Source organism: Ohtaekwangia koreensis (assembly GCF_900167975.1).
GTDB classification, from domain to species: domain Bacteria; phylum Bacteroidota; class Bacteroidia; order Cytophagales; family Cyclobacteriaceae; genus Ohtaekwangia; species Ohtaekwangia koreensis.
This window is the reverse complement of record NZ_FUZU01000003.1, coordinates 128,179-153,401: the sequence shown is the minus strand read 5'-3', so window position 1 is coordinate 153,401 and position 25,223 is coordinate 128,179. Positions and strand designations below refer to the sequence as shown.

The window sequence follows — 25,223 nt, the reverse complement described above, 5'->3', positions numbered from 1 at the left end:
TCAGCCATTTAAAAATGAAAATTAACAGTGCCTCAACTCTGCTAACCAAGAACCACATCGGGAAGGTCTCCGAACAGGAGCGTCTTCAGCAGAATGATTACCTGGACGCTGTAAAAGCTTTTGCCCGATTAACCTACGAGAGCATATATATCATCGACTACGAGACGATGACTTTCGAGTATGTTTCTGAAAATCCGATCTTCTTATGCGGACATTCACCCGAGGAAGTAATGAAGCTCGGCTATGATTTCTATTTCAAGAATGTTCCTGAAAATGATTTGGCATTATTAAATATTATAAACGAAGCTGGATTTGATTTCTTTAAAGATTTACCAGGGGAAGAGAAAATACTATATAGTATAACCTACGATTTTCATCTTCTTAATGCCGATGGTAAAAAGACGCTCATCAATCATAAGCTTACGCCCTTACTTCTTACCAAGGACAAAAGGATGTGGAAGGCAATGTGTATCGTGTCTATATCGCATCACAAAAGCGCGGGTAACATCTGTATCTTCAAACAAGGCTCGGACGAAATCTGGGAATTTGATTTGAAGGATAAAGGCTGGCATAAATCAGAAAAGCCAAAGCTGACCAAAAGGGAAATAGAGGTCCTGCATTTGTATGCCCAAGGTCTATCCATTAGTGAGATTGCCGACAAGGTATCCGTTGCTCCTGATACGGTGAAGTACTACCGAAGGCAGATTTTCGAACGTTTGAATGTACGCACGATCGCAGAGGCCCTTGCGTATGCTGTGAACAGCAAGATTATGTAGCGGCAATACATGCCGACTCCATTAGAGTCAGTAATAACAGATCCCCAATATATACCCTGTTAAAACCAAAGGTATATCTATGTCTCACGATGTATAATATATTTAATATACTACTTTAGTTTGCTCATCAACAGCATTCACTTGCTGACGGTGCAAGTTGCCCCAATCGGACATCGCCGCGAGCATGGGCTTCATGGTAAGGCCTAGTGCAGTCAACTTGTATTCCACCCTGGGCGGTACCTCAGGATAAACAAGTCGTTCAATGACTTTATCTTTTTCAAGCTCCTTGAGCTGAGCCACCAGCATACGTTCAGAGATACCTTCAATGGATTTTTTTAACTCGCTATAGCGCATCAGTCCATAGGAGAGCCGGCACAGGATAGCAGGCTTCCATCGCCCACCTATAATGTTGAGCGAATAGGCCATTCCGCAACTGTCTCTTATTTGTTTTTCATTCAATGCGTTCGTAGAGGTGTCCTTTCTCATTTCTTACTTTTTTGTTAGTACCTAACAATTCACAGGTTACCTGCAAATATAGATGTTATGCACCTACTTTTGAATCAGTCAAAAACAACAGATAATAAAATGAAAAAATTTGCAGACAAAACTGTTTTAGTAACGGGAGGCAGTCGTGGTATAGGGGCGGCTATTACACGGCGATTTGTAGAAGAAGGAGCTAACGTAGCCTTTACGTATAATCATTCAAAAGAAAAGGCTCTTGCTTTATCGGCCACGTTAAATAAGTCGGGAGGTAAGACTATAGCGATACAGGCCAACAGCGCCATTCCAAACGATGTGACACAGGCTGTAGAGCAAACGGTAAAGGAATTTGGTGGAATAGATATACTGGTCAATAATGCCGGTATATATATAGGTAAACCATTTGAAGATCATACGCTGGAAGATTACGATGAGATCATGGCGGTAAATGTCAGGGCAGTATATGTTGCTTCCCAGGCAGCCGTGAAGTATATGCCGGCAGGCGGACGCATCATTACCATTGGCAGTAACATGGGTGATAACGCAGTAGGACCGCAGACTACATTGTATACTATGAGTAAATCTTCGTTGCAAGGTTTTACGCGTGGCCTGGCCAGGGATCTGGGAAGTAAAAAGATAACGGTTGACCTGGTTCAGCCCGGCCCTGTTGATACCGATATGAACCCCGCCGGGACGGAGCTTGCAAACTTTCTTCTAAGCCGGATGGCGCTTGCTGAATATGGTACGGGAGATGACATTGCCGGCTTGGTGTCTTTTCTTGCCAGCCAGGAAGGAAAGTATATTACAGGATCGTTTCTGACTATAGATGGAGGCTTCAACGCCTGATCCTTTGCATAGCAAAAATCAAAAGGCTCTTTTTTTGGTAAGAAAGTGTCCCGTATCTGGAATGTTTACCAAATAGATTTTAACAAAAGTCCATTTTTAGGTGATAGGGGAACTTGTCACATTAAGTATCGAAATTTGTATCACGTTACATATCACGTTGCGCCTTAAGAATAAGAGTAACAACATTAACTAACACCGTGCTTATGAAAACGTATTCTTCCTTCTCTATGATTATCCTGCTGGTCATAACCTGCTCAACAGAAGTTCTCTCACAGACCGAATTCGGTGATGTGAGTAGCGGCTCTGCAAACCTGGAGCTATGCCTTGACAGTAAACGTTTAAATTCTGATGGAAGCAATCCGACTCTGAGAAGCACCGTATCGACATGGTATGACAAGTCTGGAAATGGCGTCAACGTAACTCAAAATATAGCGAACGTGGCTACTTATAGTTCCGGTGGAATGACTTTCAACAGCAACGGATATTACAGCGATACCAGCTATTACCGGTTGAAGCAAATTGATTTTGATGGAAAGGTTGACTGCTCGACCGTTGGTAATGTAATCCTTACCAGTCACAGGAATGATAATAATCTGATTCTCGATCAAATCCACGTGTTGAGTGCGGAAGGTATAGCAGTGAACGATAAGGTGGTGATCAAGATACTATCTGCATCCCAGCTTGAGGTTGATCTCTCAGCCTTGCCTTCCGGATTATATTTGATAAAGACAAAGACAGGCTCTTTAACTGTTGAAAAGAAATAATGGGCCGAGGCCCGAGACGATAAGTCTTTACCACACATGAGAAAGCGTGTGATTCTTTGGAATCACACGCTTTTTGTTTTGAGTTACTATACTTTTTCCTCTGGGGTATAGAAAGGTACTATACATTTCTTGGATATTCTTTTTTTGTGAAACGGCGTATGGGAGAAATAATTTTTTTGCTGCCAGTGATCACTTGTATTTGATGCCTTCCGGCAAACAATCTCGTCCGTAAAAAGGAGGCAATCTTCTAGACAATTGCCCTGAACATCTATTCATGGAAAATAATGGTTGTCCCTTGCCGTATTTCACATCAGGAACATGAAAACAATGAAAAGGTTAGTATATAGTTTAGCAATTGCGTTCTTTCTGATGACCAACGCATATGGACAGACTTCCGAAGCGGGTTGGGATCTTGCACGCTGCATTGAGTATGCAGTAGCGAATAATATTACCGTAAAGCAATCTGTACTCAATGAAGATATTGCTGTGAACAACGTTATGCAGTCGAAGGCTTCACGCTTTCCTTCGTTGAGTGCAAGCGGGTCACAATCACTTACCAAAGGTACGAGTACAGACCCGATCACGTATGAATTTGTTTCACAAACCATTCATTCAACCAGCGTAAGCCTCAATGCACAGGTCACGCTCTATGGCGGAAATAAAATCAATAATACCATTCGGCAGAAAAATTTATTGGTCGCGCAGAATTCATACTATGTGGCAGAGGCGAAGAATGATATATCGCTGCAGGTAACGGAAGCATACCTTCAGGCACTATACTATAAAGAGGGGATTGCTATTGCGGAGACAAATCTGAAAGCCTCGGAAGCACAGGCACAACGCTCGCAGGCACTCTATGATGCCGGCTCGATTGCACGAAAGGACTTAGCCGATGTGAAATCACAACTGGCCGGTGACAAATATACTTTAGTGACAGCCAGAAATTCTTTCGATCAGCAGGTGTTAACCCTGAAACAGTTGCTGGAGCTTGAGCCGGAGCAATCTTTTGAGTTGACGTTTCCTTCACAGGAACATGAAGCGATGATTGTGATTCCTGATAAATATACTGTATACAAGGAGGCGCTTGCTTCTATGCCGGAGATAAAATCGAGTAAGTTGCAAATGGACGTTGCTACACTCGATTATAAAATAGGACGGGCGAGCTATCAGCCAACGGTATCTTTAACGGGAGGTTTATCTTCCGGGTATACCAACACGCAAGGTTATACTTTCTCGGAGCAGTTTAACAGCAACTTCAATCAGCGGCTCGGTCTGTCATTAAGTATACCTATATTTAATAATCTTCAAACACGCACCAATGTGCAGAACGCGCGTATCGCGATTCAGTCTGCAGAACTGGATGTCTCTTCTTCCCGAAAGGAACTCTATAAGAAAATTGAGAATGCTCACCAGAGTGCAACGGCTGCACAAAGCGAAATGGACGCAACATCGGCTGAGGTAGAAGCCTCTAAAATTGCATACGATCTGGCAAAGCAGCAGTATGAAGTTGGTTCAGCCAATACAGTCGATCTGCTCATCAGTCAGAATACGTATTTGTCAGCACGACAAAAATATGTACAGGCTAAATATACCGCTATACTGTACTACCAGCTGCTTCAGTTTTATCAGGGAAATACTATTAAACTCTAAATCATGAATACGAAACTTAAAAAGATATTGATCTATATAGGGGGTGCCATCATAGTCTCAGCAGCGGTCTATAAGATCTGGTTTTCATCCGAAGATGCATCTATAGTGGTGGAAACTACGGCAGTGAAGACAGGCACTATCAGCACGGTGATAACGGCAACAGGCACCGTGGAACCGATAACGCAAGTTGAAGTTGGAACACAGGTATCAGGTGTGATCGATCATATATATGTCGATTATAATGCAACAGTGAAAGCGGGACAACTGATTGCTGAATTGGATAAGACTGCATTAAAGGCAACTGTGGCAGAGGCAACGGCCGCACTGAATACAGCATTGAACGAGCAGGACTATCAGCAGAAGAGCTTTGACCGGATCGCCAAACTTCATGATAGTAACGTTGTGAGCGATACGGACTACGAAGAGGCACTCTATAAATTGAATAATGCAAAAGGTATAGCGGATCAAAAGCGATCTGATCTCAGCAGAGCAAGAACGAATCTGAGTTACGCAAGTATATATTCACCCATTGATGGCGTAGTGGTTTCCCGTTCAGTAGATGTAGGACAAACTGTAGCTGCCAGTTATAGCACACCGACCCTCTTTACCATTGCGCAGGATTTGAAGCAGATGCAGGTTGAAGCGGATGTCGATGAAGCCGACATTGGGCAGGTAAAGCTGGGGCAGCGTGTAGTGTTTACTGTGGATGCATATCCGGAAGATGAATTTTCCGGCACGATAACGCAAGTGCGCCTGGAGCCAGTAGAGGAGTCGAATGTGATTACCTATACAGTGATTATTAAAGCCGATAATCAGGAAGGGAAATTGATGCCGGGTTTAACAGCGAGTATTTCAATATATACCCTGGAGATTAAAGATGTACTAACACTGGAATCAAAAGCATTAAATTTTAAACCCGATCCACAAGTGTTGAATGCGTACCAAGAGCAACGCCATGCCGCACCTCAGCAGAATATAGTTAAGCATGTACGGAATGTGCAGACTGGTTACAATGTATATATAAAAAATCAACAAGGCGAAGAGAAAACAGTGTGGGTGAAAGAGGGAGATAACATTCAGGAGCGTACAATTCACATTGGGACCAGTGATGGTGTACTAGTGCAAGTGTTGGAAGGATTGAGGGAAGGGGATGAGGTTGTACTCTCCATGAATGTTGTTTCAGCGCAACCCGCAGCAGAGAATGAAACTACAAGTGAAAGTCCTTTCATGCCGAAGCCTCCCGGAAATAAAAAGAAATAATCATGGAAAAGAAGATTATTGAAATTGAAAATCTCAAGCGCGAGTTTATCATGGGAACAGAAGTGGTACGTGCGTTGAAAGGTATATCTTTCTCGGTTGCACAGGGAGAATTTGTAACCATCATGGGGACGAGTGGTTCTGGAAAATCAACCTTGCTGAATGTATTGGGATGTCTTGATCAACCCAACATAGGCTCCTATAAAATTGATGGTATACCGGTTCGTAATCTTTCAAAGAATGAACTGGCTCGTGTACGAAACGAAAAGATCGGATTTATTTTTCAGTCCTATAATTTACTGCCACGTACTACAGCGCTGGAAAATGTAGAGCTTCCGCTGATGTATAACGGAGCAATATCTTCCAAAGAAAGAAGGGCGCGTGCAGTAGAAGCGTTGCGTTTGGTAGGATTGTCATCACGACTTCATCACACGCCCAATCAACTTTCCGGTGGCCAGCAGCAGCGTGTTGCTATAGCGCGTGCGCTGGTAAATAACCCTGTACTGATATTAGCAGATGAAGCAACCGGAAACCTCGATACGCGAACCTCGTACGAGATCATGGCGTTGTTTCAGGAATTGAATTCCCAGGGAAAAACCATTGCCTTTGTAACGCATGAGCCAGATATAGCACTATTCAGTAAGCGCACTATTGTTTTGCGCGATGGTCACATCGTGAAAGATTATCACGTTGAATCAGTTGCCAGTGCGGCACAGGCGTTGGCGCAGCTGCCCGTGGAAGATATATTTAAAATGCAGGATTAGTATATATAGTATATGAAAGCAATCAATCTTTTTAAGATAGCATGGAAGGCTTTGCAACGCAACAGGCTGCGCGCATTTCTTACCATGCTGGGTATAATTATAGGTGTTGCCTCCGTTATCGCGATGCTAGCGATTGGAGAAGGATCCAAGCAGAGCATCAAGAATCAAATCTCCGGGATGGGCTCTAACATGCTCTTTGTGCAACCGGGTAGTGATTCACGGGGTGGTGTGCGGCAAGATTTCAGCCAGTCGCAAACATTAACACTTGCAGACTATAAAGCATTAAAAGAAAAGAATACAATGCTGACGGATATATCGCCACAGGTAAATGGCAGTGGCCAGGTAATTTTCGGAGCGAACAACTGGCCTACATCTATTTATGGTGTGAATCCGCAGTATCTGAATATTCGTAAGCTGTCGGTAAAGAGAGGAAGTATATTTACCGACAAAGATGTCTCATCTGCCTCCAAAGTTGTTGTTATAGGACAGACGGTTGTGGAGAATCTTTTTAAGAACGGTGAAGATCCCCTTGGTAAAACAATCCGGTATAATAAAATACCATTTAAAGTAATTGGTGTACTGGCAGAGAAAGGGCAGAATACATTCGGACAGGATCAGGATGATGTTATTCTTGCACCGTATACTACCGTGCAGAAACGCATTCAGGCATCAACACATTTGCAGTCAATAACAGCATCTGCCAGGAGTGAGGAAATAGCAGAGCAGGCTTCGCTTGAAATGGCATCGATCCTGCGCACGTCTCATAAACTTGGAGCTACCGATGAAGACGATTTTAATGTGCGCTCGCAGCAAGAGCTGATCTCTACGTTTAGTTCCACAAGTGAAATTCTAACGATATTGCTGGTGGCCATTGCAAGTATATCTTTAGTGATCGGAGGGATCGGTATCATGAACATCATGTATGTATCAGTAACGGAACGTACCCGTGAAATTGGTTTGCGCATGGCGGTGGGTGGACGAGGTATAGATATACTTTTACAGTTTTTAGTGGAAGCTATTCTCATCAGTATCACCGGCGGATTGATCGGTGTGGCACTGGGGCTTGGCAGTACACTTCTCGTTTCAAACGTTATGCATTGGCCAACAGTGGTTACAACGCAGTCGCTGGTGATTTCCTTTGCGGTATGTGCCATCACTGGGATTTTCTTCGGATGGTATCCTGCGCGTAAAGCGGCGTCACTGGACCCGATTGTAGCCTTGCGATATGAATAGATGACAGACTATATTTATCCCGCATCCCTATTATAGGTCAAAATCCTCTTTCCTTGGGAGAGGATTTTGGCGGGGCCAACTTTAGTTTGCAATTTTAGTCTTTCAAAAAAGCAGATGTGATTTATAAAATATACCCTTACCGCCATGTTTGAATTAAAGGATCGGAAAAATCAACGCTACCTCACTCTTATGCTACATATACTGGTGTGGGGAATTGTTGTCAATCTTCCGTTACTTTCTACGGACCATGCACCCGCGAATATTACAGAATACTTCAGAGGGTGGATTCCTCCAACGGCATCGGCACTGATCTTTTATATAAATTATTTTTATTTTATTCCACGGTTTCTCTTCTTAAAAAAGACATGGCAGTTCGTAGTGATAAATATAGTGTTGTATACCGTTGTTATTTTTTTACTCGAAGAAATAAGAACACATGTGGTGCCTCCGATACGCCAAGAACATGTTCCGAAGGAAAACGAAATCATTATACGGTTTATAATATCTTTTGCGATGATAACAGGGGTGAGTGTGGCAGTACGAAGTACAGGGGAGTGGTTCAGGTCGGAAGATTCGCGCAAAGAACTCGAAAGAGAACATTTGAAATCGGAGTTGCTGAATCTTAAGAACCAGCTTAATCCGCATTTCTTTTTTAATACGTTGAATACAATTTACGGCTTGATCATTCAAAACCAGGAGGTAGCGCAGGATGCTGTGCATCGTCTTAGTAAGCTCATGCGCTATCATTTGTACGATAGCAACGAACGCTATGTGCCGCTTCGCAAAGAGCTTGAGTTCATGGTTAACTATATTGACCTGATGAAACTCCGGCTTACACCTAATGTAATTGTGCAGTATAAATTTCCGGAAAGTACACACGACATTATGGTGGCACCGTTACTATTTATACCCTTAATTGAAAACAGCTTCAAACATGGCATTAACCTGAACAAGCCATCTGAAATTACGATGACCATGGCCATCGTGCAGCAGAAGCAAATCGTTTTCTATATTCGGAATTCTTTTTTTCCGAAGCGGGAAAATGATCAGAGCGGATCCGGTATAGGTTTGGATAATCTAAAAAAACGACTCAACTTGTTATATCCGGACAGCCATACTATTGTCATCCACCAGGACGATGTGTATTTCGATTGCACTTTAACCATCCAGGTATGATTCAATGCCTCATTGTAGATGATGAACCCATCGCGCTTGATATACTGGAAAGCTACGTTCGCAAAACACCCTTTCTGGAATTGAAAGGAAAGTGTAATGGTGTTTTAGAAGCGTTGCAACAAATGCAGGACCAGTCAATCGACCTTTTGTTCCTCGATATACAGATGCCAGACGTCAATGGAATAGAATTTTCGCGAACGTTAAACGATAAAGTAAAAGTGATCTTTACTACTGCCTTTGAACAATATGCACTCGAGGGTTTCAAAGTAAATGCGCTCGACTATCTTCTCAAGCCTTTTAATTATCAGGAGTTTTTGAAAGCAGCTATGAAAGCCAAAACCTGGTTTGATATGGTGGAGAACAAAAGCAGCCCGTCAACAGCCGTAACAAAAGATAGTATTCTTGTTAACTCCGAGTATAAATTGGTGAAAATTGATCTGAAAGATATTTTATACTTTGAAGGCTTGAAAGATTACGTAAAAATCTTCACCGCTGGCGCGACACGTCCGGTTATGTCATTGATGAGTTTGAAGACTCTTGAAGAACAATTGCCTGCCGACCAGTTCATGCGTGTGCATCGTTCCTATATCGTTAACCTCGACAAGATCAACACCATTGAAAGGAGCGCTATACATATAGAAAAGGCTTCGATTCCTATAGCAGACAAATATAAAGATGCGTTCAATGATTTCCTGTCCCGAAGATTTTTGCGATAGAATTTTTACGAACTCTTTAAAAGGAAGGGTGAAGGGGATCAATGGGTCAACAACTGTTCAAATTTAAGAGTAATAGATATATAGTCTATTTGCCCATTTGGAGAGATGGTTCTTTTTTGATTTACATGCCATCATTAATACTTGTGCTGGAAGGGCTTTGCCCGGCATGGATGTAACTATAACTACAGAATTTCATGTTTCAGACGTGCTTGGTGAATTTTTTACGGGTGATTTATTTTGTGTTCTCTGATCCAAGAATCATGGATATAATCATAAACGTAACATAAAAATGATCGGCATTGCATGATATATATCATGTTTATTAGACCGATGCAGATTGGCTATACCTCTTGCACTGGATAATGCATATTAAGTAAATGTGTGACCTTGGCTGCGCAGGTTATACTCTATTTTGTTTCTTATACTCTCCGGGTGTAAGACTGGTGACCTTCTTGAAAATTTTTGAGAAATGTGATGAATTTTCAAACCCGACATTCTCTGCAATTTCGATATAGGATAGCTCCGTAGTTGCAATCAAATACTGAGCACGTTCGATTCGCTTCTCGTGAAGATAGTTTAAAGGTCGTTGTCCGGTATATTTTAAAAATAGCCTTGAGAAATAATCCTGATGCAAGTTTGCTTTATTGGCCAGAAAGTTGACGGTCAAGTTTTCATTCAGGTTCACTTGAATGTATCGCATTACTTCTAAGATCTTTGAAGGTATAGGATCTGGCGCCTTGCTTTTAAAGCTGCGTGAGTTTAGAAACCGCGAAATTAATTGAAGTACTATACCCTGCGTTTCAAAGTGGACAGCGTCACTAACTGTTTTGTTGAGTTCTTGATAGCTTTTGTAATAGGCATGCTTCTCATAGACCTTCGGATTGTCTGAACGGTTTATACCTCGGCAGGGGTTAATTTCCAGTAGTCTCTGGAAGTTTGTAACATCTGTGTCACATGCCGCGACTTTGATTACTTTCCTGTTATCCTCAAAAAGTGAAATGCCTTCGGTGGATTCTTCAAAGAAGTGAAGGAAATATTGGCTTAGATGCTCCTTGCAAAACAGATGGCACAGTGTAAAACTTGGAATAATGTAGAAGTAACCAGGCTCAAGCTTTATCTTGTCTTGTTTGTTTGTGATAAATCCTTCCCCTTCGTTGATATAGTATATTCTGAAATATGGACTGATCACATTGGTATAGTTCCATTTGCTGTTCAGCTTAACATGGTCGATGTGTAGGAGCGAAAAATTATAGCCTAATAAGTTTTTGCCCATGCGATAAAGTTATGTTTCAAAAAAGTCGGATTTAGACAAAAAAAAGTCTTTTTAAGCAAATGGCAAACATTTGCGTGATCCTAAATTTGTATAGCATATCAATCGCATGCGATACGAATACCTCGTTTGCAAAAGATATTGCTTTAAAGTCGGAATTGTTACAGGATTAATTCTTTTAGTCGACCCCATTTAACTGCAAACCAAGATGAAAGAATATTATAAGCAAGAGGATAAAGGGACCAGTAAAGCAGTGATCAGCCTTCCTCCGGTAATATTTGGAACCAGCGGTTTAGGCAATTTATTCGTGGCCCTCGATGAAGAAGAGAAACTCAATATTGTAAGTGAATGTCTTCGCTTATCGCAGGGAAAGGTAGTATTCGATTCTGCCGGAAAATATGGTGCAGGCTTGGCGCTTGAGACGCTCGGAAAATGTCTTAAGCAGTTAAATGCTCCGCCCGAAAATGTCATCATCAGTAACAAGTTAGGTTGGTTTCGCACGGAGCTTACAACGGATGAGCCGACTTTTGAACCGGGTGTTTGGAAAAACTTGAAGCATGATGCGGTTCAGAAAATAAGTTATGAAGGGATCATGCACTGTTTCGAGCAAGGCAATGAATTCCTCAATGGATATCATGCTCAAATGGTTTCTGTACATGATCCCGATGAATACATTGCCAAGGCAAGCAATACGCGCCATGCAGACGAATTATACCAGGATGTACTCGATGCATACCAAGCGTTGCATGATTTGAAAAGGCAAGGGAAGGTGGAATCCATTGGTGTGGGTTCGAAAGATTGGAAAGTCATTGAACGGATCGCGAAGAATGTCGAGTTGGATTGGATCATGATTGCCAATAGCATGACCATAAAAAAACATCCCCGGGCATTATTGGATTTTGTCGCGGAAATGGAAAGCAAAGGTATATATGTTATTAACTCAGCAGTATTTCATTCAGGCTTTCTTGTGGGAAGTAATTACTTCGACTATCGCTTGATTGAAAGGGGTATACCTGAGAATGATGCATTATTCAAATGGAGAGAAGATTTCTTTGCTGTATGCAATGAATTTAGCGTAACACCTGCGCAAGCATGCGTTCAATTTGGACTCAACGTTCCGGGAGTAAAAAGTATCGCCTTAAATACCACCGATGCAAAACGTGTGCAGTCCAATCTGGCAATGATTCACGCGAACATTCCAGCGCAATTTTGGCAGGAACTCAAAAATAGAAACCTGATCGAAGAGAATCTTATTCTCACACCGCGATAATCAACGACCATTACGATTGATCACTATATATAGCATGAAAACATTAGTCTGTAACAAACCAGGTGAGTTCGAATATAAGACTGCAGGGCAGCCGCAGGCAGCGTCAGGACAAGCCATCATAAAAATTAAGAGAGTCGGAATCTGTGGAACCGATCTACATGCATTTGAAGGAACGCAACCCTATTTCGAATATCCACGCATTTTAGGACATGAGCTTTCAGGTGAGTTGATTGCAAATGATGACGCTCCTGGTTTTGCTATTGGCGAATCAGTCACAATCATTCCCTATTTCTCTTGTGGCAAGTGTATCGCTTGTCGGGCTGGGAAACAAAATGCATGCGTGAATATGAAAGTATGTGGTGTTCATCAGGACGGAGGAATGGTGGAATATCTTTCTGTACCATCAAGTTCATTAATTCATGGTGAAGGTTTAAGCTTAGAGGTCTTAGCGTTGGTCGAACCATTGGCTATCGGGGCACATGCGGTGAGAAGGGCTGCTATCGCTAAAGATGAATTTGTTTTAGTGGTTGGCGCTGGCCCCATTGGATTGGGCACCATGGAGTTTGTGCGTGCAGGAGGAGGAAAAGTAATTGCACTTGATACCAACGAGGCGCGTTTAAAGTTCTGTAAAGAAACCATGAAGGTTGAGCATGTCATCAATGCCATGGACGGCAATGTTGTAGAGCAGTTAAGATCAATCACCAATGGTGAGATGCCAACTGTAGTCATGGACGCCACCGGAAATCTGAAAGCAATCAACAATGCGTTTCAATACATGGCACATGGTGCAAGGTATATTCTGATCGGCCTGCAGAAGGGAGATATATCTTTCAGCCATCCGGAGTTTCATAAAAGAGAAGCGACACTCATGAGCAGCAGGAATGCAACCAGAGCTGATTTTGAGTATGTGATTTCATTGATCAGGCAAGGCAAGATCGATCCAACAATCTTCATCACACATCGAGTGCTTTTTGATCAAGTCAAAGATGAATTCAAAGCATGGCTGGATCCGACCTCGGGTGTGATAAAAGCAATGGTTGAAATAGCGTAATGAATTCTTGAATCCGATCGTGATACGAATCTTATTAAAATGAAAAAATATTGTTTAGCACTCGACCTAATCAACGATGCAACCTTGATTGCTGAGTATGAGAACCGGCACAAAAGAGAAAACGCATGGCCAGAGATTATGAAGAGTATAACTGACTCCGGTATCAGCAATATGGAAATATACCGTACCGGTAACCGACTGTTCATGATCATCGAAGCTGACGATAACTTCAGCTTCGAACGTAAGACTGCCATGGATCAAGCCAATGACAAAGTAGGAGAATGGGAGAACCTAATGTGGAGATTTCAGCAGCCATTGCCATGGGCTGAGAATGGAGAGAAGTGGATTGTGATGGATAAAATTTTTCAATTGTAATGACAAGGCTTCCCCTTGTTAAATGTAAAGCAGCAAACCAAAGTAACATCATAAAATGAAACGCAGAACAGCACTCAAAGGATTGGCAGCTACGTTGCCGTCATTATGGTTATCGCAGGCATTCGCTAATAATATTTTTGAACAGAAATATATCAATGAACCACTTGCAAAAGGTCCCTTCAAACCAACCTGGGAGTCGCTGCAGAACTACAAAACACCTGAATGGTATCAGAACGCAAAGTTCGGCATGTGGGCGCATTGGGGGCCTCAATGTCAGCCTGAAGCAGGGGACTGGTATGCGCGAGGAATGTATCAGGAAGGTTCATGGCAATACAAGATACATCTTCAGAAATATGGTCATCCATCCAAGTTCGGATTCAAAGATGTGATCAACGAATGGAAAGCCGACAAATGGAATCCGGATGAATTAGTTCGCTTGTACAAAGATGCCGGGGCGCAGTACTTTATGGCGATGGCAAATCATCACGACAATTTGGATTTGTACGACAGCAAGTATCAGAAGGACTGGAATGCTACAAAGGTAGGACCAAAGAAGGATCTGATTAAAGGCTGGGCGAAGGCAGCAAAAGCAAACAACCTTCCCTTTGGTGTAAGTGTTCATGCCTCTCATGCGTGGCGTTGGTATGAAGTTGCACAGCGTTCCGATAAAACGGGTCAGTATAGCGGCATTCCATACGATGGGAAACTTACCAAAGCAGATGGAAAAGGAAAATGGTGGGACGGATTGGATCCACAGGAGCTCTATGCACAAAACCATCCCTTGAGCGTAGATAGTTTAGAGGATAGTTCTATTCACAGACAATGGGAGTGGGGCAATGGAGCCTATGAACCCAGCAAAGCATATATGGAGAAGTTTTACAACCGTACGATCGACCTTATCAATAAGTACGATCCGGATGTTGTTTACTTCGATGACTCCCAGCTTCCCTTCTGGCCAGTCAGTGATGTTGGTTTGCGTATAGCAGCGCATTTATATAATAAAAGCATTAACGCACACGGTGAGCTTCGTGCTGTAGTCAATGGAAAAATATTGGATGAAAATCAGCGCAAGGCAATGGTCTGGGATATTGAAAGAGGACAAGCCAACAATATTCAGCCATTGCCATGGCAAACTGATACATGTATAGGAGGCTGGCATTACGATCGTGGATTGTATGAGCGTGGTGACTATAAGACAGCGAAGACGGTTATTCAGACTCTGGTAGATATAGTCAGCAAAAATGGAAATCTGATGTTGAATGTACCCGTTCGCGGAGACGGTACGATTGACGAGAAAGAAAGAAAAGTAGTGGAGGGAATCGGCAAATGGTTAAAAGCGAATGGCGAAAGTATATATGCGACAAGACCGTGGAAAATATTTGGTGAAGGTCCAGCGCAACAAGAGGAGGCACAGTTAAGTGGGCCAGGTTTTAACGAAGGGAAAGGAAAACAATTTTCATCTGAAGACATTCGCTTTACAACGAAGGGCGATATCCTTTACGCAACGTCAATGGGGTGGCCTGAAAATGGGAAACTCGTTATTAAAAGTTTAGCAAAACAAAGCGCGCATTTCGGAAAGGAAATTCAGAGGGTAGAGTGGTTGCTGTCAAAACAATCGCTGACTTTCGAACGAAATGAAAATGGTCTGATCATTTCTTTGCCTGAGAAAACTTCCGAGGATTTTTCATTTGCTAATGTTGTAAAGATTATTCCGGTATGAGGAACGCGGTATTGATACTAAACTATATAGTATAGTATCAATACTTGATACGGAAAGCATTGACTATATATGGTCGGGTTAAGCCATTTGGGTATCATTAAAAAATCAGGATTACTCCGTGCGATACTGCATGTTGTTTTTCCGGAATGTAATTCGTCTGAGAAGTGAGTGTGCTTTTTTGATTTTGGGTTAAGCGCATCTCACTTCAAAGGCGAGCGAAATACGGGGATATGGCGTTGTTGTCCTTGTTCTCCAGCGAGCTAACATAAGGGTGCTAAATCTGGTTTTTCCAGCACCGTTAAATTCATTCTTATTCAAATTAACGCCTTCTGAAATGAGGTCCGAATTATAGCCAGTATATATATATAATGTTGATGTTGTTATTTTTTACGGTATAGCTTTTTTGAAATTTTTAAATGCCCGTGATGTATGCAGATTGATGATAAATGGGTATTAACTTCTACAGTGAGTTGTTGGGATTAGTGCAGTAGATTTAAAATTAACGCGCTATATATCAAAGGCATGATTTGTTGCATAGTGATCTCTGACAGTGATGGATGGTGATATAGAGGCGTATGCAATAATTTTATTTTAATATATATCACAGGTATGGTAATACTTTATGCGGAAGATGATATCGATGACTTTGATCTGTTTTGCGAAGTCGTTCATTCATTCGATCCACATATAGAATGTGTGAATGCTATGAATGGTGTTTCCGCCCTTGAATTCCTTGAAGAATGCGAGCAGCTTCCGGATTATGTTGTAGTGGATATTAATATGCCCGCGATGGACGGGAAGGCGTGTCTGAAGAATATAAAAAAAGATCCCAGATTTGCTTCTATTCCTGTTATTATATACTCGACAAGCCACGATCAAAAAGACATCGACCTTTGCAAAGAACTGGGGGCTATAGATTATCTGAAGAAACCCAACACCATGGAAGAGGCCATCCATGATCTTTCAAAATACTTTAAACAAACTGTGTAGAGAAGGGTATAGACCGTATCGTTAATGTTTTACGGCGCTTTGTCACGGATATTACATTTACTTTTAGCTCCGTGCAAAAATATAGCACCGTTTTGATCGTTATCTGCATCAATTTAAACTAAAGTATATTTGCTTAGTACAAAGACGTATCGTACTTTAAATCTCCTTTTTAAATTTACTTGTCAGTGCGATTGTGAAGCTATAGCCAATGAAAAACAGCAAGGTTAAAATAAGGATCTCTTGTTTTAATTCTTTAAAGAAAATACCGTAGTATTCCCGGTCGTAGTTTCTGGCCGATAATAATCTAAATACAAAGTATATTAAGGTCACCAGAGAAGTCAACCTAAACGAGGTAACAAGTAATCCCTTATTTTTTATCCTGATAAAGTAGTTGAGAATTATAACGATCAGTGAAGTGATTAGACTTTCAACGATGACTCCCATGTTTGAGAATCCAGTGACGAGTAATTGTCCGCTTGTCGGGGTTCCCCCCTCAAAATAGTACGACTCTTCTGGATAGCTAGTATACTTTATTTTTATCAAAAGATATAGCCCATGGAACAGCGTCAACAACAAGAATGTCAAACTGAAAATTATGACATGCGTCTTTATTTTATTTTTCGTGGCCGTCTGTAAGCTCAAGGTCATTGCGGGCAGTCGATTATTTGTCAATCAATATTTTCCTAATCAAAGATGCATTTGAGATTTGTCAAGCTCTATAGGCTTACAATTATAACCGTTGTGCCTGGATTGTTTTTGTATCGATAACGAACATGGAGTGAGCTGAACCGGACATCATTATTCAAAGCGAATGGCGGATACAGTAAAATTCAGCAACCTTGTTCGTTGGCACAAATTTAGCCATCGGGAGCAACTGAGTGCCGATGGGAGATAAAGGAATGATCTCATTTCAACTTTAGGTCTTCTAATCGGCCAATAATTTTATACTATATTTTGAAAAAACAACCTACTGTGTTCGAAAATTACGTTGCAGCTGCTCTTTGCAAAGAGCGTAAAAAGCTTTCGTTAAGCATGAAAGATATACATCTTTTTTTTGTCTTCATGCTGGCAATAACAATTAGTTATCTGGGGAATTTCGCTTACGCACAGGATACTGTTCGTAACGTGACTTATCACGGCAAGCTTGACTCTATACATTCGAGTATATTAAATCAAAAGCGACTTATACAGGTATTTATACCCTCTAACTATAAGCCAGGACGCGGCGATAAGTATGATGTGTTGTACGTGCTTGATGGCGGCAACTGGAATACGGGGTTAATCACGCAAGTCCAGAATTTTGTAGAAGGGCAGGGGTTCATGCCGTCAACTATCATTGTGAGCGTACTGGGTATTGACCGTAACAAAGATCTTACACCGACTCGATTGGAAGGTTGGAAAACATCCGGTGGCGCAGATAACTTTCTTGGTTTTATCAAGGAAGAGTTGATCCCGTATGTAAACCAAGCTTATCCTTCTAATGGAGACAATACACTCTGGGGTCATTCGCTAGGCGGCATGTTTGTCATGTATGCCATGTTGAAGGAGCCAGCCACATTCAAATCATATATAGCTGTTGATCCAAGCCTGTGGTGGGACAAGTGTTATGTGCCTAAAATGGCTGCCAGCAAGTTGCCTGCTTTAACAGGTTTGAGTACGACACTTTTTATCGGCGGTCGGGAGGGCGTCTCTCTCAAAGAAATGAAGATTGACACCATGGATATAGTGTTGAAGAAAATAGCACCTGCAAGTCTAAGCTGGAAACTGGTGGCTTATCCCGATGAAACGCATAGTTCGGTTCGACTAAAGACTACATTCGATGGTTTAAAGTTTAGCTATGCCGGCCTTACCAGCAATATAGAATTCCATCCAATGAACGGACTTGTTTTGAAAGACAAACCCATTAAGATTTGGTACTTTGACGACACCACAAAAGTGCGCTATACCTTGGATGGGACAGCTCCTACCATAGCCTCTCAAAAAGTGCAGCCTGAAATTACAATATCCGCTCCTGCTAAAGTAACTTATAAGCGCTTCAGCATGCGAAGCAATCATGATAAAAGCACAACCGGGGATTTCACAATCGAAGCGCCGCTTCGCCCTATAGCAAAACAAAAAAATGTAAAGCCCGGTGGTTTTAATTATTCTTATTACGAAGGAGATTGGGATACATGGCCGGAGCTCAAAAACATAAAACCGGCCAGGGCAGGAATAACTGACAGCGATTTTGATATTGATAAGCTTCCGAGAAAAAAGAATTACGCTTTGGTTATTGATGGGCTGCTTGAAGCAAAGGAAGAAGGTTACTATATATTTGTTCTTGATGCAGACAAGAATTCCAAACTATACCTTGGCAACCGATTGCTGATACAATGGGATGGCAATTACACCCGGACAACCTATAGCTACATACTCCCGTTGTCTAAAGGATTTTATCCGCTGCGCCTTGAATATCTGCATAAGAATGAAGACTTTAAATTGAAGATGAGTTATCTTACCCCCAGTGCTATAGATACCAAGAATTTAATTCCAATTCCATTGGAAGTGCAATACAGCCAAAATAAAAAATAGCAGACTGCTATACGGACTTTGCTGTAGTAACCATTATTGATCACTTATAGATATACTTCCCTGCTGTTATACTAAATTGCCTAAATATCACACCTGCGGTGACTTGTTTACATAACACTCGTTGGTGCGTATCCGAAATGTTTTTTGAAAGCGTAAGAGAAGTGCGATAAATTTTCAAATCCTATTTCATAGCATATCTCTGCAGGTTTGCGTTTCTTCTCCGCCAACTCATAGTGTGCGAGTTCCAGTCGCTTTTGTGTCAGCCACTTTTGTGGAGTGGTGTCAAACGCTTTTTTGAAATCGCGTTTGAAACTGGTGAGACTTCTTCCTGTAAGATATCCGAATTTTTCGAGGGGCATATTGAACATATAGTTCTTCTCCATGAAGCTGACAAGTTCAACTTTATGTGGATCTTCAAAATTGGCGAGCACGCCATCTATACCCGGATCAATTGTCCTAAGGATACTGATTGCTTCAGTAATTTTCAGCATTGCTATATGATCCGGAAAAACGCCTTCGATTTCAAAGTAAGGGATCAGCGATGCCAGGCAACTTCGCAGCAAGGGATGATCACTATAACTTCGGATGCCCGGTATAGATATAGCCTTTACATTGATGTTGACCTTTGAATAAAACTCGTGAAGTATCTTTGAAGTAAGTGACATCACCACAGTCTTATGAGGGAGTCCGTCCTTGGGGTAGTTGATGATCGTAGATGGTTTGTTACGGGGAATCAGGAAAATGTCACCGGTCTTAAACGTGCACGTTGTTTCCGATTGTACAATCTTTGTTTCCCCTGAGATAAACCAGATCAGCATATGCTGATCGAATACTACTTCCGACTTGAAGAACTTGTCATCATAGCAGGAAAGCTTAATCTCAGGCGTCAGGTATTTCGATATGTGTTCCATGTCGTATAGTGTGAAATTTAGTTCATAGAATGGATTCATCCAATGAGTTTATAAAGCAGGATGGCCAACGAGATTTTCTGATCCACGTCACATGAAATATAGCTTCAGTTTAAAGAAAGCTCCATTCTTTTTTTTGATAATGTTCACTGAGGATTATTCGATATTGAAAGTAATTTCAGTCATGTCTTCGCTCATTTTCCAGAGACGGGTTGCACTGGTTTCATCAAGTGAATACAACATAACTCCATTTACCCCGTGTGAGCCACTAGCCAGCTCGGCAACATCACAGTCTTCACAGTATACGCCACCGATGTTGCTCAGCAGGGGTGAGGTAGCACACCAGATTGTAGTGGCAGCACCTTGCTGAATATTTTTTAGTGAAGCCAATACCTCTGGTAAAATATTTCCTTTTGCATCGCAAAAGCCCATCTGCAGAAAGAGTTCAAGCGATGCTTCCCTGCCGAGTTCCGTTCCATGGATGGAGCCTGGATGTAATGCATAAGCACGAACGTTGAATTCCTGAGCTCTCGCATCGAGCGCAGCAGTAAACAGGTTGCTCGCAGTTTTCGATTGTCCGTAAGCTTGCAACGTTTCGTAATTACGATGAATGAAATTAGGGTCGTCAAAATTGAACGGAGCAAACTGGTGACCTTGAGAAGAGACGTTAACGACCCTCGCCCCATTCGCCATTTTCAAAGCTGGACACAGACGCGCTACTAGTTGAAACTGCCCGAGGTAGTTGGTAGCAAGTTGAGATTCAATGCCGCGGCTGTCTCTACGCAACGGCACCCACATAATGCCAGCGTTGTTAACAAGGATGTGCAACGGTCGCCCTGATGAAAGAAACTTCTCTGCGAAAGCATCGATTGATTTTGGATCGATAAGATCCATCGCGTGAATCTCAACATTTGGGACATCCATTAAATTCTTCCTTGCTTTTTCCACATCGCGTGCCGGAACAATAACAGTCGCTCCTGCTCCTGCAAGCGCCTTTGTAGTTTCCAATCCAATGCCGGTATTACCGCCAGTGACGATTGTAATTTTCCCTTCGAGATTTATCCCATTGATTACCTGCGCTGCCGTTGACATCGAGTTGAATCCTGAGCCAAGATGTTGTTGTAAACATCCGTTGTAATTAGTGATTTTCGTTGCTGTTTTCATATAGTGATTTGCGTTTTGTTGAAACAAAGGTAGAGTCAACTATTGGGTACAACTTTGTTCAAAAGACCAACTTTACTTTGTTTAAAAGGCCAATCACTTGGTAGGAGAACATTTTATAATTTTTTCATCTTATTCAAGCGTAACAAATATGCCTATATAGATAGCTATGTATATGTTTTGCAAAAGCACGATTATTTAATGGAGTAAATCCTGGAGCCGCCTTGAAGGTATATATTAACGACCGCGTGAGATGTATTTGATTGTACTGTGTGAGCTTTCGTTACCTATTGGTTTCAAATGCCTGCCTTTAAATTCATAACCTTGTACAGCAAGGGTACAAGTCCAACAGAGATCCCTATATATATTGCAACCCGAATATAGTTTAAGTTTCGCCACAATGTTGTTTTAACGATAAGGTCATGATAGGCAGACGAGCCATCATTTGAAATTTTTTGAAACTCGATAATGTTGGGAGCAAAATATAGCAGCGTCCATGCCCTCACTGCAAAGTGGATACCCAACAGCAACAAAAGCCAGTTTCTAACGGGGTCAATTTTCCAACAGAAATATAGGGCAATGAAGAAGGTAATTTCATGTATACTGTGCACTATAATCCAGAACGCTTTAAGGTTGATGCCATAGGGTCCACTAATGAGGGCAAACGACTCAGGAGGAGAAGCTGACCACTTGGGAACGACAACAGCGGTTTCGAAAATTTGTGCACCGTTTAAAAGAAAGTAAACAAGTGTAGTCACCAGTAACCAGATTTCTGCCTTTGTGAGATCTTGAAGAGTCGTTGTATTCATATCCATTATTTTTTGAGATTTTCTAACACTTCGTTCATTACCTCTGTAGCGTCCAGCATATATTTTTTAATGATTTCGATTTCTTTATCTGAATATGAATTCAGGAGTTTGGCAGTTTTTTGTTGTAGTTCTTTAAAAAGCGGAGCTAATAATTTCATTGCGTTTGCCTCATTGGCAACGATGAAGACCTTGCGCCTGTCCTCTTTGTCAAATTCACGTTTGGCTAACTTCTTTTTTTCAAGCCTGTCCATAAGCCCCGTAATAGCTCCTCCGGTTAGTCCGGTCCGCTGTGAAAGTTCACCGGCAGTCATAGGGCCTTCCTGAATTAGTAAGCCAAGATATTTATGATCCGTACCAGAGAGACCTGCTTTTCGGGAAATAGCTTCGTGCATCAGAATACTGGTATCCGAATATTTTCGGCTAGCAGCTTTAAAGGAGTCTGTGCCTGTTGATTTATTCATTGTATAAATATATTAGTATTTAAACATTTTAGCAACTAAAGTAATTATCTCTGACTTTAATGTATATCCGATCAAGTTCAATACGGACTTGCAAAGAGGCTTGCATATATACAAGCGGCCAAAAGAAAATTTAAATTCCCATCAGACATCCCTATAATTTTTGATCTGAAACTGCCATCTTCGCTAGTATGAACTTGTGGCAACTACAAACCGAAGAAGTTTTTAAGAAATATGGATCGTCCATGGATGGTTTAACAACTGAATCAGCTCAAGCTAAAATGGCTGAAGTTGGTCCCAACGAGCTGCTCGAAAAGAAGCGAAAGCCGGCCTGGAAAATATTTCTTAATCAATTCAAAGATTTTATGATTGTCGTGTTGCTGGCAGCAGCAATAGTGGCAGGAATTGCAGGAGATCTTACCGACACGATTATTATAGTTGTCATTGTTGTTCTCAACGCAATTGTTGGATTTGTACAAGAGAATAAGGCTGAGAAAGCGATGGAAGCGCTCAAGAAAATTTCTGCACTCAAGGCACACGTAAGAAGAGATGGTAAACTCGTTACGATTGATTCGGCAGCACTCGTTCCTGGCGACCTTGTGGAATTAGAGGCAGGCAATATAGTGCCGGCAGATATTCGGTTGGTAGAAGCGCACGGACTTCGGGTGAATGAATCTGCACTGACAGGTGAATCCGTTCCGGTTGAAAAAACGAATAGACAAATTCAGGAAGAAGATCTCCCGCTGGGTGACCGACTCAATATGTCTTACAAGACCACTCTTGTCACAAATGGTAGGGCAAAAGGCGTTGTCACTGCCACAGGCATGTCAACGGAAATTGGTGCTATAGCGAAGATGCTTCAGCAAGGCGAAGAAGTTACACCCTTGCAAAAGCGCATGGCCGACTTTGGAAAGAAGCTTTCCTATCTGGTAATACTGATCTGTGTTTTATTCTTTGGGGTTGGATATCTCATGGATGAAGATCCATTGAACATGTTGCTAACGTCAATTTCTCTGGCCGTAGCAGCGATCCCCGAGGCACTTCCTGCCCTGATCACCGTTGCCCTTGCGGCCGGAGCAAAAAGGCTTGTGAAAAAGAATGCGTTGATAAGAAAATTATCAGCAGTAGAAACGCTTGGATCGGTAACGTTTATATGCTCAGACAAAACCGGAACGCTCACACAGAATAAGATGAAAGTAACCAAATCTGAAAGTGAAAATAGTGAGACGCTGTTCGGCAAATTATCAGTGTTCGAGTGTAGCATAGCACTGAATCATGATGTTAAAAAGAATGTGAACAAGGAACTCACAGGTGATCCCACAGAAATTGCACTGATCGAATATTTCAACGAGCATCACGATGCTGAATCCTTTTCCGAGCTAAGTGAAAAATTACCGCGGGTAGCAGAGCTTCCATTTGATTCTGAAAGAAAGTTGATGACTACCGTCCATCAACTCGACAATAAATACCTGATTATATGCAAAGGTGCAGTGGAGTCATTGACCGCTACATTAGAAGATCAGCATGATGTTCCCCGAATTCTCGAAAAAGCCTCCGACTGGTCCGCAGAAGGAACGCGCGTGATTGCATTCGGCTACAAGGTAGCAGATAAAATGCCAGCACCATTCGATAGCCAAACCGTAGAAAGGGATTTCACATTTACGGGGTTAACAGGAATGATTGACCCGCCACGGGAAGAAGCCAGGCTTGCAATTAAAGAATGTAAAACTGCCGGCATAACGACCGTGATGATTACAGGAGATCATCCGGCCACGGCAGCGGCAATCGCGAAACAAATCGGCATCCTTACTGAAAAAGATCTGGTTGTTACCGGGAAGGAATTGCAGGCAATGAACGATTCGGAGTTTGATCAGAAGGTGGAACAAATCCGAGTATATGCAAGGGTATCGCCGGAGCAAAAGTTACGGATCGTAAAGGCACTTCAAAGAAAGAAACACTTTGTGTCAATGACCGGTGACGGTGTGAATGATGCCCCTTCGCTAAAGGCTTCTGATATCGGCGTTGCCATGGGGATTGCAGGCACTGACGTAAGCAAGGAAGCTGCAGACATGATCTTGCTGGACGATAACTTTGCCACCATCGTTAAGGCCGTGAAGGAAGGCCGGCATATATATGATAACATTCGGAAGTTTGTAAAGTATATCATGACCTGTAACAGCGCAGAGATATGGACAATGTTTCTAGCTCCACTTGTCGGACTGCCTATCCCGCTGTTGCCTATTCATATTCTATGGATCAATCTTGTAACGGATGGGCTACCCGGTCTTGCCTTGGGAAGTGAGAAGGCAGAGCCGGATATCATGACCCGTCCGCCTCGGAAAACCAATGAAAGTCTCTTCGCAGGCGGGATCGGATTGCACATTGCCTGGGTCGGATTTTTGATGGCTGTCATTACCTTAGCAACAGAAGCGTGGGCCGTGAATAACAAAATGCCTCATTGGCAAACGATGGTGTTCACTGTTTTGTCATTGTCACAATTAGGTCATGTAATGGGAATCCGAAGTGATCGTCAATTATTATTTAAGCTCGGTATATTTAGCAACAGGCCCTTACTTGGAGCTGTCTTACTTACGTTTCTTCTTCAGCTTGGTGTTATTTACCTGCCTTTCGCAAATGAGCTTTTTAAAACACAACCCTTGTCGATGGGTGAACTTGCTGCTTGTATTGGCGCCTCACTTGTTGTACTTACAGGGGTTGAAATTGAAAAACTGTTTAAGAAGAAACATCAGGTTAACACCGCAGGATGAAATACTTCAGTCACTACTTCGTATACCATGAGTGGTGTATATCAATATGTTTATTATTCGTCTTTGAAATAGACGATTGTATCAAAAAGAACTTATCCGGTTATCGTTTCCAGCTAACCGAATAGATCACGCCTGTTGAGGCATATCAGTATATATATCGAAGGTTGGAATTGTTTTTTTATAACGAGCTTCAAATGTAAAATATAGTGT

At 42.0% G+C, this 25,223-nt stretch carries 22 protein-coding genes; 16 read left to right on the top strand and 6 right to left on the bottom strand.

Annotated elements, in window-relative coordinates:
• Positions 1–14 precede the first annotated feature (14 nt).
• Positions 15–776 (top strand): response regulator transcription factor, encoded by a 762-nt coding sequence (locus tag B5Y40_RS19805; protein ID WP_079688591.1) that lies wholly within the window; start codon positions 15–17, stop codon positions 774–776.
• Positions 777–878: 102 nt separating this feature from the next.
• On the opposite strand, the gene B5Y40_RS19800 is transcribed toward B5Y40_RS19805, so the two are convergent.
• A complete protein-coding gene (locus tag B5Y40_RS19800) occupies positions 879–1,262 on the bottom strand; it encodes a winged helix-turn-helix transcriptional regulator (protein ID WP_079688590.1) in 384 nt (127 codons plus the stop codon).
• 99 nt (positions 1,263–1,361) lie between these two features.
• Here B5Y40_RS19800 and B5Y40_RS19795 point away from each other — a divergent pair, with 99 nt between their 5' ends.
• The 8 genes from B5Y40_RS19795 to B5Y40_RS19760 all read left to right on the top strand — a co-directional run bounded on the left by B5Y40_RS19795 (position 1,362) and on the right by B5Y40_RS19760 (position 9,662).
• A complete protein-coding gene (locus B5Y40_RS19795) occupies positions 1,362–2,102 on the top strand; it encodes an SDR family NAD(P)-dependent oxidoreductase (protein WP_079688589.1) in 741 nt (246 codons plus the stop codon).
• 203 nt (positions 2,103–2,305) lie between these two features.
• A complete protein-coding gene (locus tag B5Y40_RS19790) occupies positions 2,306–2,866 on the top strand; it encodes a T9SS type A sorting domain-containing protein (protein ID WP_143785846.1) in 561 nt (186 codons plus the stop codon).
• 318 nt (positions 2,867–3,184) lie between these two features.
• The gene (locus B5Y40_RS19785) at positions 3,185–4,516 is read left to right on the top strand and encodes a TolC family protein (protein WP_079688587.1); all 1,332 of its coding nucleotides are present in this window, start codon (positions 3,185–3,187) and stop codon (positions 4,514–4,516) included.
• 3 nt (positions 4,517–4,519) lie between these two features.
• Positions 4,520–5,776, top strand: a complete 1,257-nt coding sequence (locus B5Y40_RS19780; RefSeq protein ID WP_079688586.1) for an efflux RND transporter periplasmic adaptor subunit — start codon at positions 4,520–4,522, stop codon at positions 5,774–5,776.
• Positions 5,777–5,778: 2 nt separating this feature from the next.
• Entirely contained in the window at positions 5,779–6,537 is a 759-nt protein-coding gene (locus tag B5Y40_RS19775) for an ABC transporter ATP-binding protein (protein ID WP_079688585.1), read from the top strand.
• A gap of 12 nt (positions 6,538–6,549) precedes the next feature.
• The gene (locus B5Y40_RS19770; RefSeq protein ID WP_079688584.1) at positions 6,550–7,770 is read left to right on the top strand and encodes an ABC transporter permease; all 1,221 of its coding nucleotides are present in this window, start codon (positions 6,550–6,552) and stop codon (positions 7,768–7,770) included.
• Between the two features lie 144 nt (positions 7,771–7,914).
• On the top strand, positions 7,915–8,946 hold the full coding sequence (locus tag B5Y40_RS19765; RefSeq protein ID WP_079688583.1) for a sensor histidine kinase: 1,032 nt from the start codon (positions 7,915–7,917) through the stop codon (positions 8,944–8,946).
• On the top strand, positions 8,943–9,662 hold the full coding sequence (locus B5Y40_RS19760) for a LytR/AlgR family response regulator transcription factor (protein ID WP_079688582.1): 720 nt from the start codon (positions 8,943–8,945) through the stop codon (positions 9,660–9,662). Before B5Y40_RS19765 ends, B5Y40_RS19760 begins: the two co-directional genes overlap by 4 nt.
• Positions 9,663–10,062: 400 nt before the next feature.
• Here B5Y40_RS19760 and B5Y40_RS19755 read toward each other — a convergent pair whose 3' ends face one another.
• Positions 10,063–10,935, bottom strand: a complete 873-nt coding sequence (locus B5Y40_RS19755; protein WP_079688581.1) for a helix-turn-helix domain-containing protein — start codon at positions 10,933–10,935, stop codon at positions 10,063–10,065.
• A 205-nt stretch (positions 10,936–11,140) separates the two neighbouring features.
• Between B5Y40_RS19755 and B5Y40_RS19750 the strand changes: the two genes are divergently transcribed.
• The 6 genes from B5Y40_RS19750 to B5Y40_RS19720 all read left to right on the top strand — a co-directional run bounded on the left by B5Y40_RS19750 (position 11,141) and on the right by B5Y40_RS19720 (position 18,909).
• Complete coding sequence (locus B5Y40_RS19750; RefSeq protein WP_079688580.1) at positions 11,141–12,202, top strand: aldo/keto reductase; 1,062 nt, start codon at positions 11,141–11,143, stop codon at positions 12,200–12,202.
• A gap of 34 nt (positions 12,203–12,236) precedes the next feature.
• Entirely contained in the window at positions 12,237–13,253 is a 1,017-nt protein-coding gene (locus B5Y40_RS19745) for a zinc-binding alcohol dehydrogenase family protein (protein WP_079688579.1), read from the top strand.
• 39 nt (positions 13,254–13,292) lie between these two features.
• On the top strand, positions 13,293–13,628 hold the full coding sequence (locus B5Y40_RS19740; RefSeq protein ID WP_079688578.1) for an L-rhamnose mutarotase: 336 nt from the start codon (positions 13,293–13,295) through the stop codon (positions 13,626–13,628).
• Between the two features lie 55 nt (positions 13,629–13,683).
• The gene (locus B5Y40_RS19735) at positions 13,684–15,348 is read left to right on the top strand and encodes an alpha-L-fucosidase (RefSeq protein WP_079688577.1); all 1,665 of its coding nucleotides are present in this window, start codon (positions 13,684–13,686) and stop codon (positions 15,346–15,348) included.
• A gap of 609 nt (positions 15,349–15,957) precedes the next feature.
• Positions 15,958–16,338, top strand: coding sequence for a response regulator (locus tag B5Y40_RS19730; protein ID WP_079688576.1), 381 nt, complete (start codon positions 15,958–15,960; stop codon positions 16,336–16,338).
• Positions 16,339–17,310: 972 nt separating this feature from the next.
• Positions 17,311–18,909 carry an alpha/beta hydrolase-fold protein gene (locus tag B5Y40_RS19720; RefSeq protein ID WP_159453750.1) on the top strand — a complete coding sequence of 533 codons (1,599 nt, stop codon included), beginning with the start codon at positions 17,311–17,313 and terminating at the stop codon, positions 18,907–18,909.
• A gap of 107 nt (positions 18,910–19,016) precedes the next feature.
• Here the strand turns inward: B5Y40_RS19720 and B5Y40_RS19715 are convergent, their stop codons facing one another.
• The 4 genes from B5Y40_RS19715 to B5Y40_RS19700 all read right to left on the bottom strand — a co-directional run bounded on the left by B5Y40_RS19715 (position 19,017) and on the right by B5Y40_RS19700 (position 22,248).
• Complete coding sequence (locus tag B5Y40_RS19715; RefSeq protein ID WP_079689269.1) at positions 19,017–19,820, bottom strand: AraC family transcriptional regulator; 804 nt, start codon at positions 19,818–19,820, stop codon at positions 19,017–19,019.
• A gap of 153 nt (positions 19,821–19,973) precedes the next feature.
• Positions 19,974–20,981 (bottom strand): SDR family NAD(P)-dependent oxidoreductase, encoded by a 1,008-nt coding sequence (locus tag B5Y40_RS19710; protein ID WP_079688573.1) that lies wholly within the window; start codon positions 20,979–20,981, stop codon positions 19,974–19,976.
• A gap of 293 nt (positions 20,982–21,274) precedes the next feature.
• The gene (locus tag B5Y40_RS19705; protein WP_079689268.1) at positions 21,275–21,787 is read right to left on the bottom strand and encodes a transposase; all 513 of its coding nucleotides are present in this window, start codon (positions 21,785–21,787) and stop codon (positions 21,275–21,277) included.
• Between the two features lie 5 nt (positions 21,788–21,792).
• Positions 21,793–22,248 carry a MarR family winged helix-turn-helix transcriptional regulator gene (locus B5Y40_RS19700; RefSeq protein WP_079688572.1) on the bottom strand — a complete coding sequence of 152 codons (456 nt, stop codon included), beginning with the start codon at positions 22,246–22,248 and terminating at the stop codon, positions 21,793–21,795.
• 188 nt (positions 22,249–22,436) lie between these two features.
• Here B5Y40_RS19700 and B5Y40_RS19695 point away from each other — a divergent pair, with 188 nt between their 5' ends.
• Positions 22,437–25,013, top strand: a complete 2,577-nt coding sequence (locus B5Y40_RS19695; RefSeq protein ID WP_079688571.1) for a cation-translocating P-type ATPase — start codon at positions 22,437–22,439, stop codon at positions 25,011–25,013.
• Positions 25,014–25,223 lie beyond the last annotated feature (210 nt).

What these genes read in the sequence shown, in the direction of transcription:
- B5Y40_RS19805 (WP_079688591.1), top strand. Translation starts at nt 15, where the DNA reads ATGAAAATTAACAGTGCCTCAACTCTGCTAACCAAGAACCACATCGGG.
- B5Y40_RS19800 (WP_079688590.1), bottom strand. Translation starts at nt 1,262, where the DNA reads ATGAGAAAGGACACCTCTACGAACGCATTGAATGAAAAACAAATAAGA.
- B5Y40_RS19795 (WP_079688589.1), top strand. Translation starts at nt 1,362, where the DNA reads ATGAAAAAATTTGCAGACAAAACTGTTTTAGTAACGGGAGGCAGTCGT.
- B5Y40_RS19790 (WP_143785846.1), top strand. Translation starts at nt 2,306, where the DNA reads ATGAAAACGTATTCTTCCTTCTCTATGATTATCCTGCTGGTCATAACC.
- B5Y40_RS19785 (WP_079688587.1), top strand. Translation starts at nt 3,185, where the DNA reads ATGAAAACAATGAAAAGGTTAGTATATAGTTTAGCAATTGCGTTCTTT.
- B5Y40_RS19780 (WP_079688586.1), top strand. Translation starts at nt 4,520, where the DNA reads ATGAATACGAAACTTAAAAAGATATTGATCTATATAGGGGGTGCCATC.
- B5Y40_RS19775 (WP_079688585.1), top strand. Translation starts at nt 5,779, where the DNA reads ATGGAAAAGAAGATTATTGAAATTGAAAATCTCAAGCGCGAGTTTATC.
- B5Y40_RS19770 (WP_079688584.1), top strand. Translation starts at nt 6,550, where the DNA reads ATGAAAGCAATCAATCTTTTTAAGATAGCATGGAAGGCTTTGCAACGC.
- B5Y40_RS19765 (WP_079688583.1), top strand. Translation starts at nt 7,915, where the DNA reads ATGTTTGAATTAAAGGATCGGAAAAATCAACGCTACCTCACTCTTATG.
- B5Y40_RS19760 (WP_079688582.1), top strand. Translation starts at nt 8,943, where the DNA reads ATGATTCAATGCCTCATTGTAGATGATGAACCCATCGCGCTTGATATA.
- B5Y40_RS19755 (WP_079688581.1), bottom strand. Translation starts at nt 10,935, where the DNA reads ATGGGCAAAAACTTATTAGGCTATAATTTTTCGCTCCTACACATCGAC.
- B5Y40_RS19750 (WP_079688580.1), top strand. Translation starts at nt 11,141, where the DNA reads ATGAAAGAATATTATAAGCAAGAGGATAAAGGGACCAGTAAAGCAGTG.
- B5Y40_RS19745 (WP_079688579.1), top strand. Translation starts at nt 12,237, where the DNA reads ATGAAAACATTAGTCTGTAACAAACCAGGTGAGTTCGAATATAAGACT.
- B5Y40_RS19740 (WP_079688578.1), top strand. Translation starts at nt 13,293, where the DNA reads ATGAAAAAATATTGTTTAGCACTCGACCTAATCAACGATGCAACCTTG.
- B5Y40_RS19735 (WP_079688577.1), top strand. Translation starts at nt 13,684, where the DNA reads ATGAAACGCAGAACAGCACTCAAAGGATTGGCAGCTACGTTGCCGTCA.
- B5Y40_RS19730 (WP_079688576.1), top strand. Translation starts at nt 15,958, where the DNA reads ATGGTAATACTTTATGCGGAAGATGATATCGATGACTTTGATCTGTTT.
- B5Y40_RS19715 (WP_079689269.1), bottom strand. Translation starts at nt 19,820, where the DNA reads ATGGAACACATATCGAAATACCTGACGCCTGAGATTAAGCTTTCCTGC.
- B5Y40_RS19710 (WP_079688573.1), bottom strand. Translation starts at nt 20,981, where the DNA reads ATGAAAACAGCAACGAAAATCACTAATTACAACGGATGTTTACAACAA.
- B5Y40_RS19705 (WP_079689268.1), bottom strand. Translation starts at nt 21,787, where the DNA reads ATGAATACAACGACTCTTCAAGATCTCACAAAGGCAGAAATCTGGTTA.
- B5Y40_RS19700 (WP_079688572.1), bottom strand. Translation starts at nt 22,248, where the DNA reads ATGAATAAATCAACAGGCACAGACTCCTTTAAAGCTGCTAGCCGAAAA.
- B5Y40_RS19695 (WP_079688571.1), top strand. Translation starts at nt 22,437, where the DNA reads ATGAACTTGTGGCAACTACAAACCGAAGAAGTTTTTAAGAAATATGGA.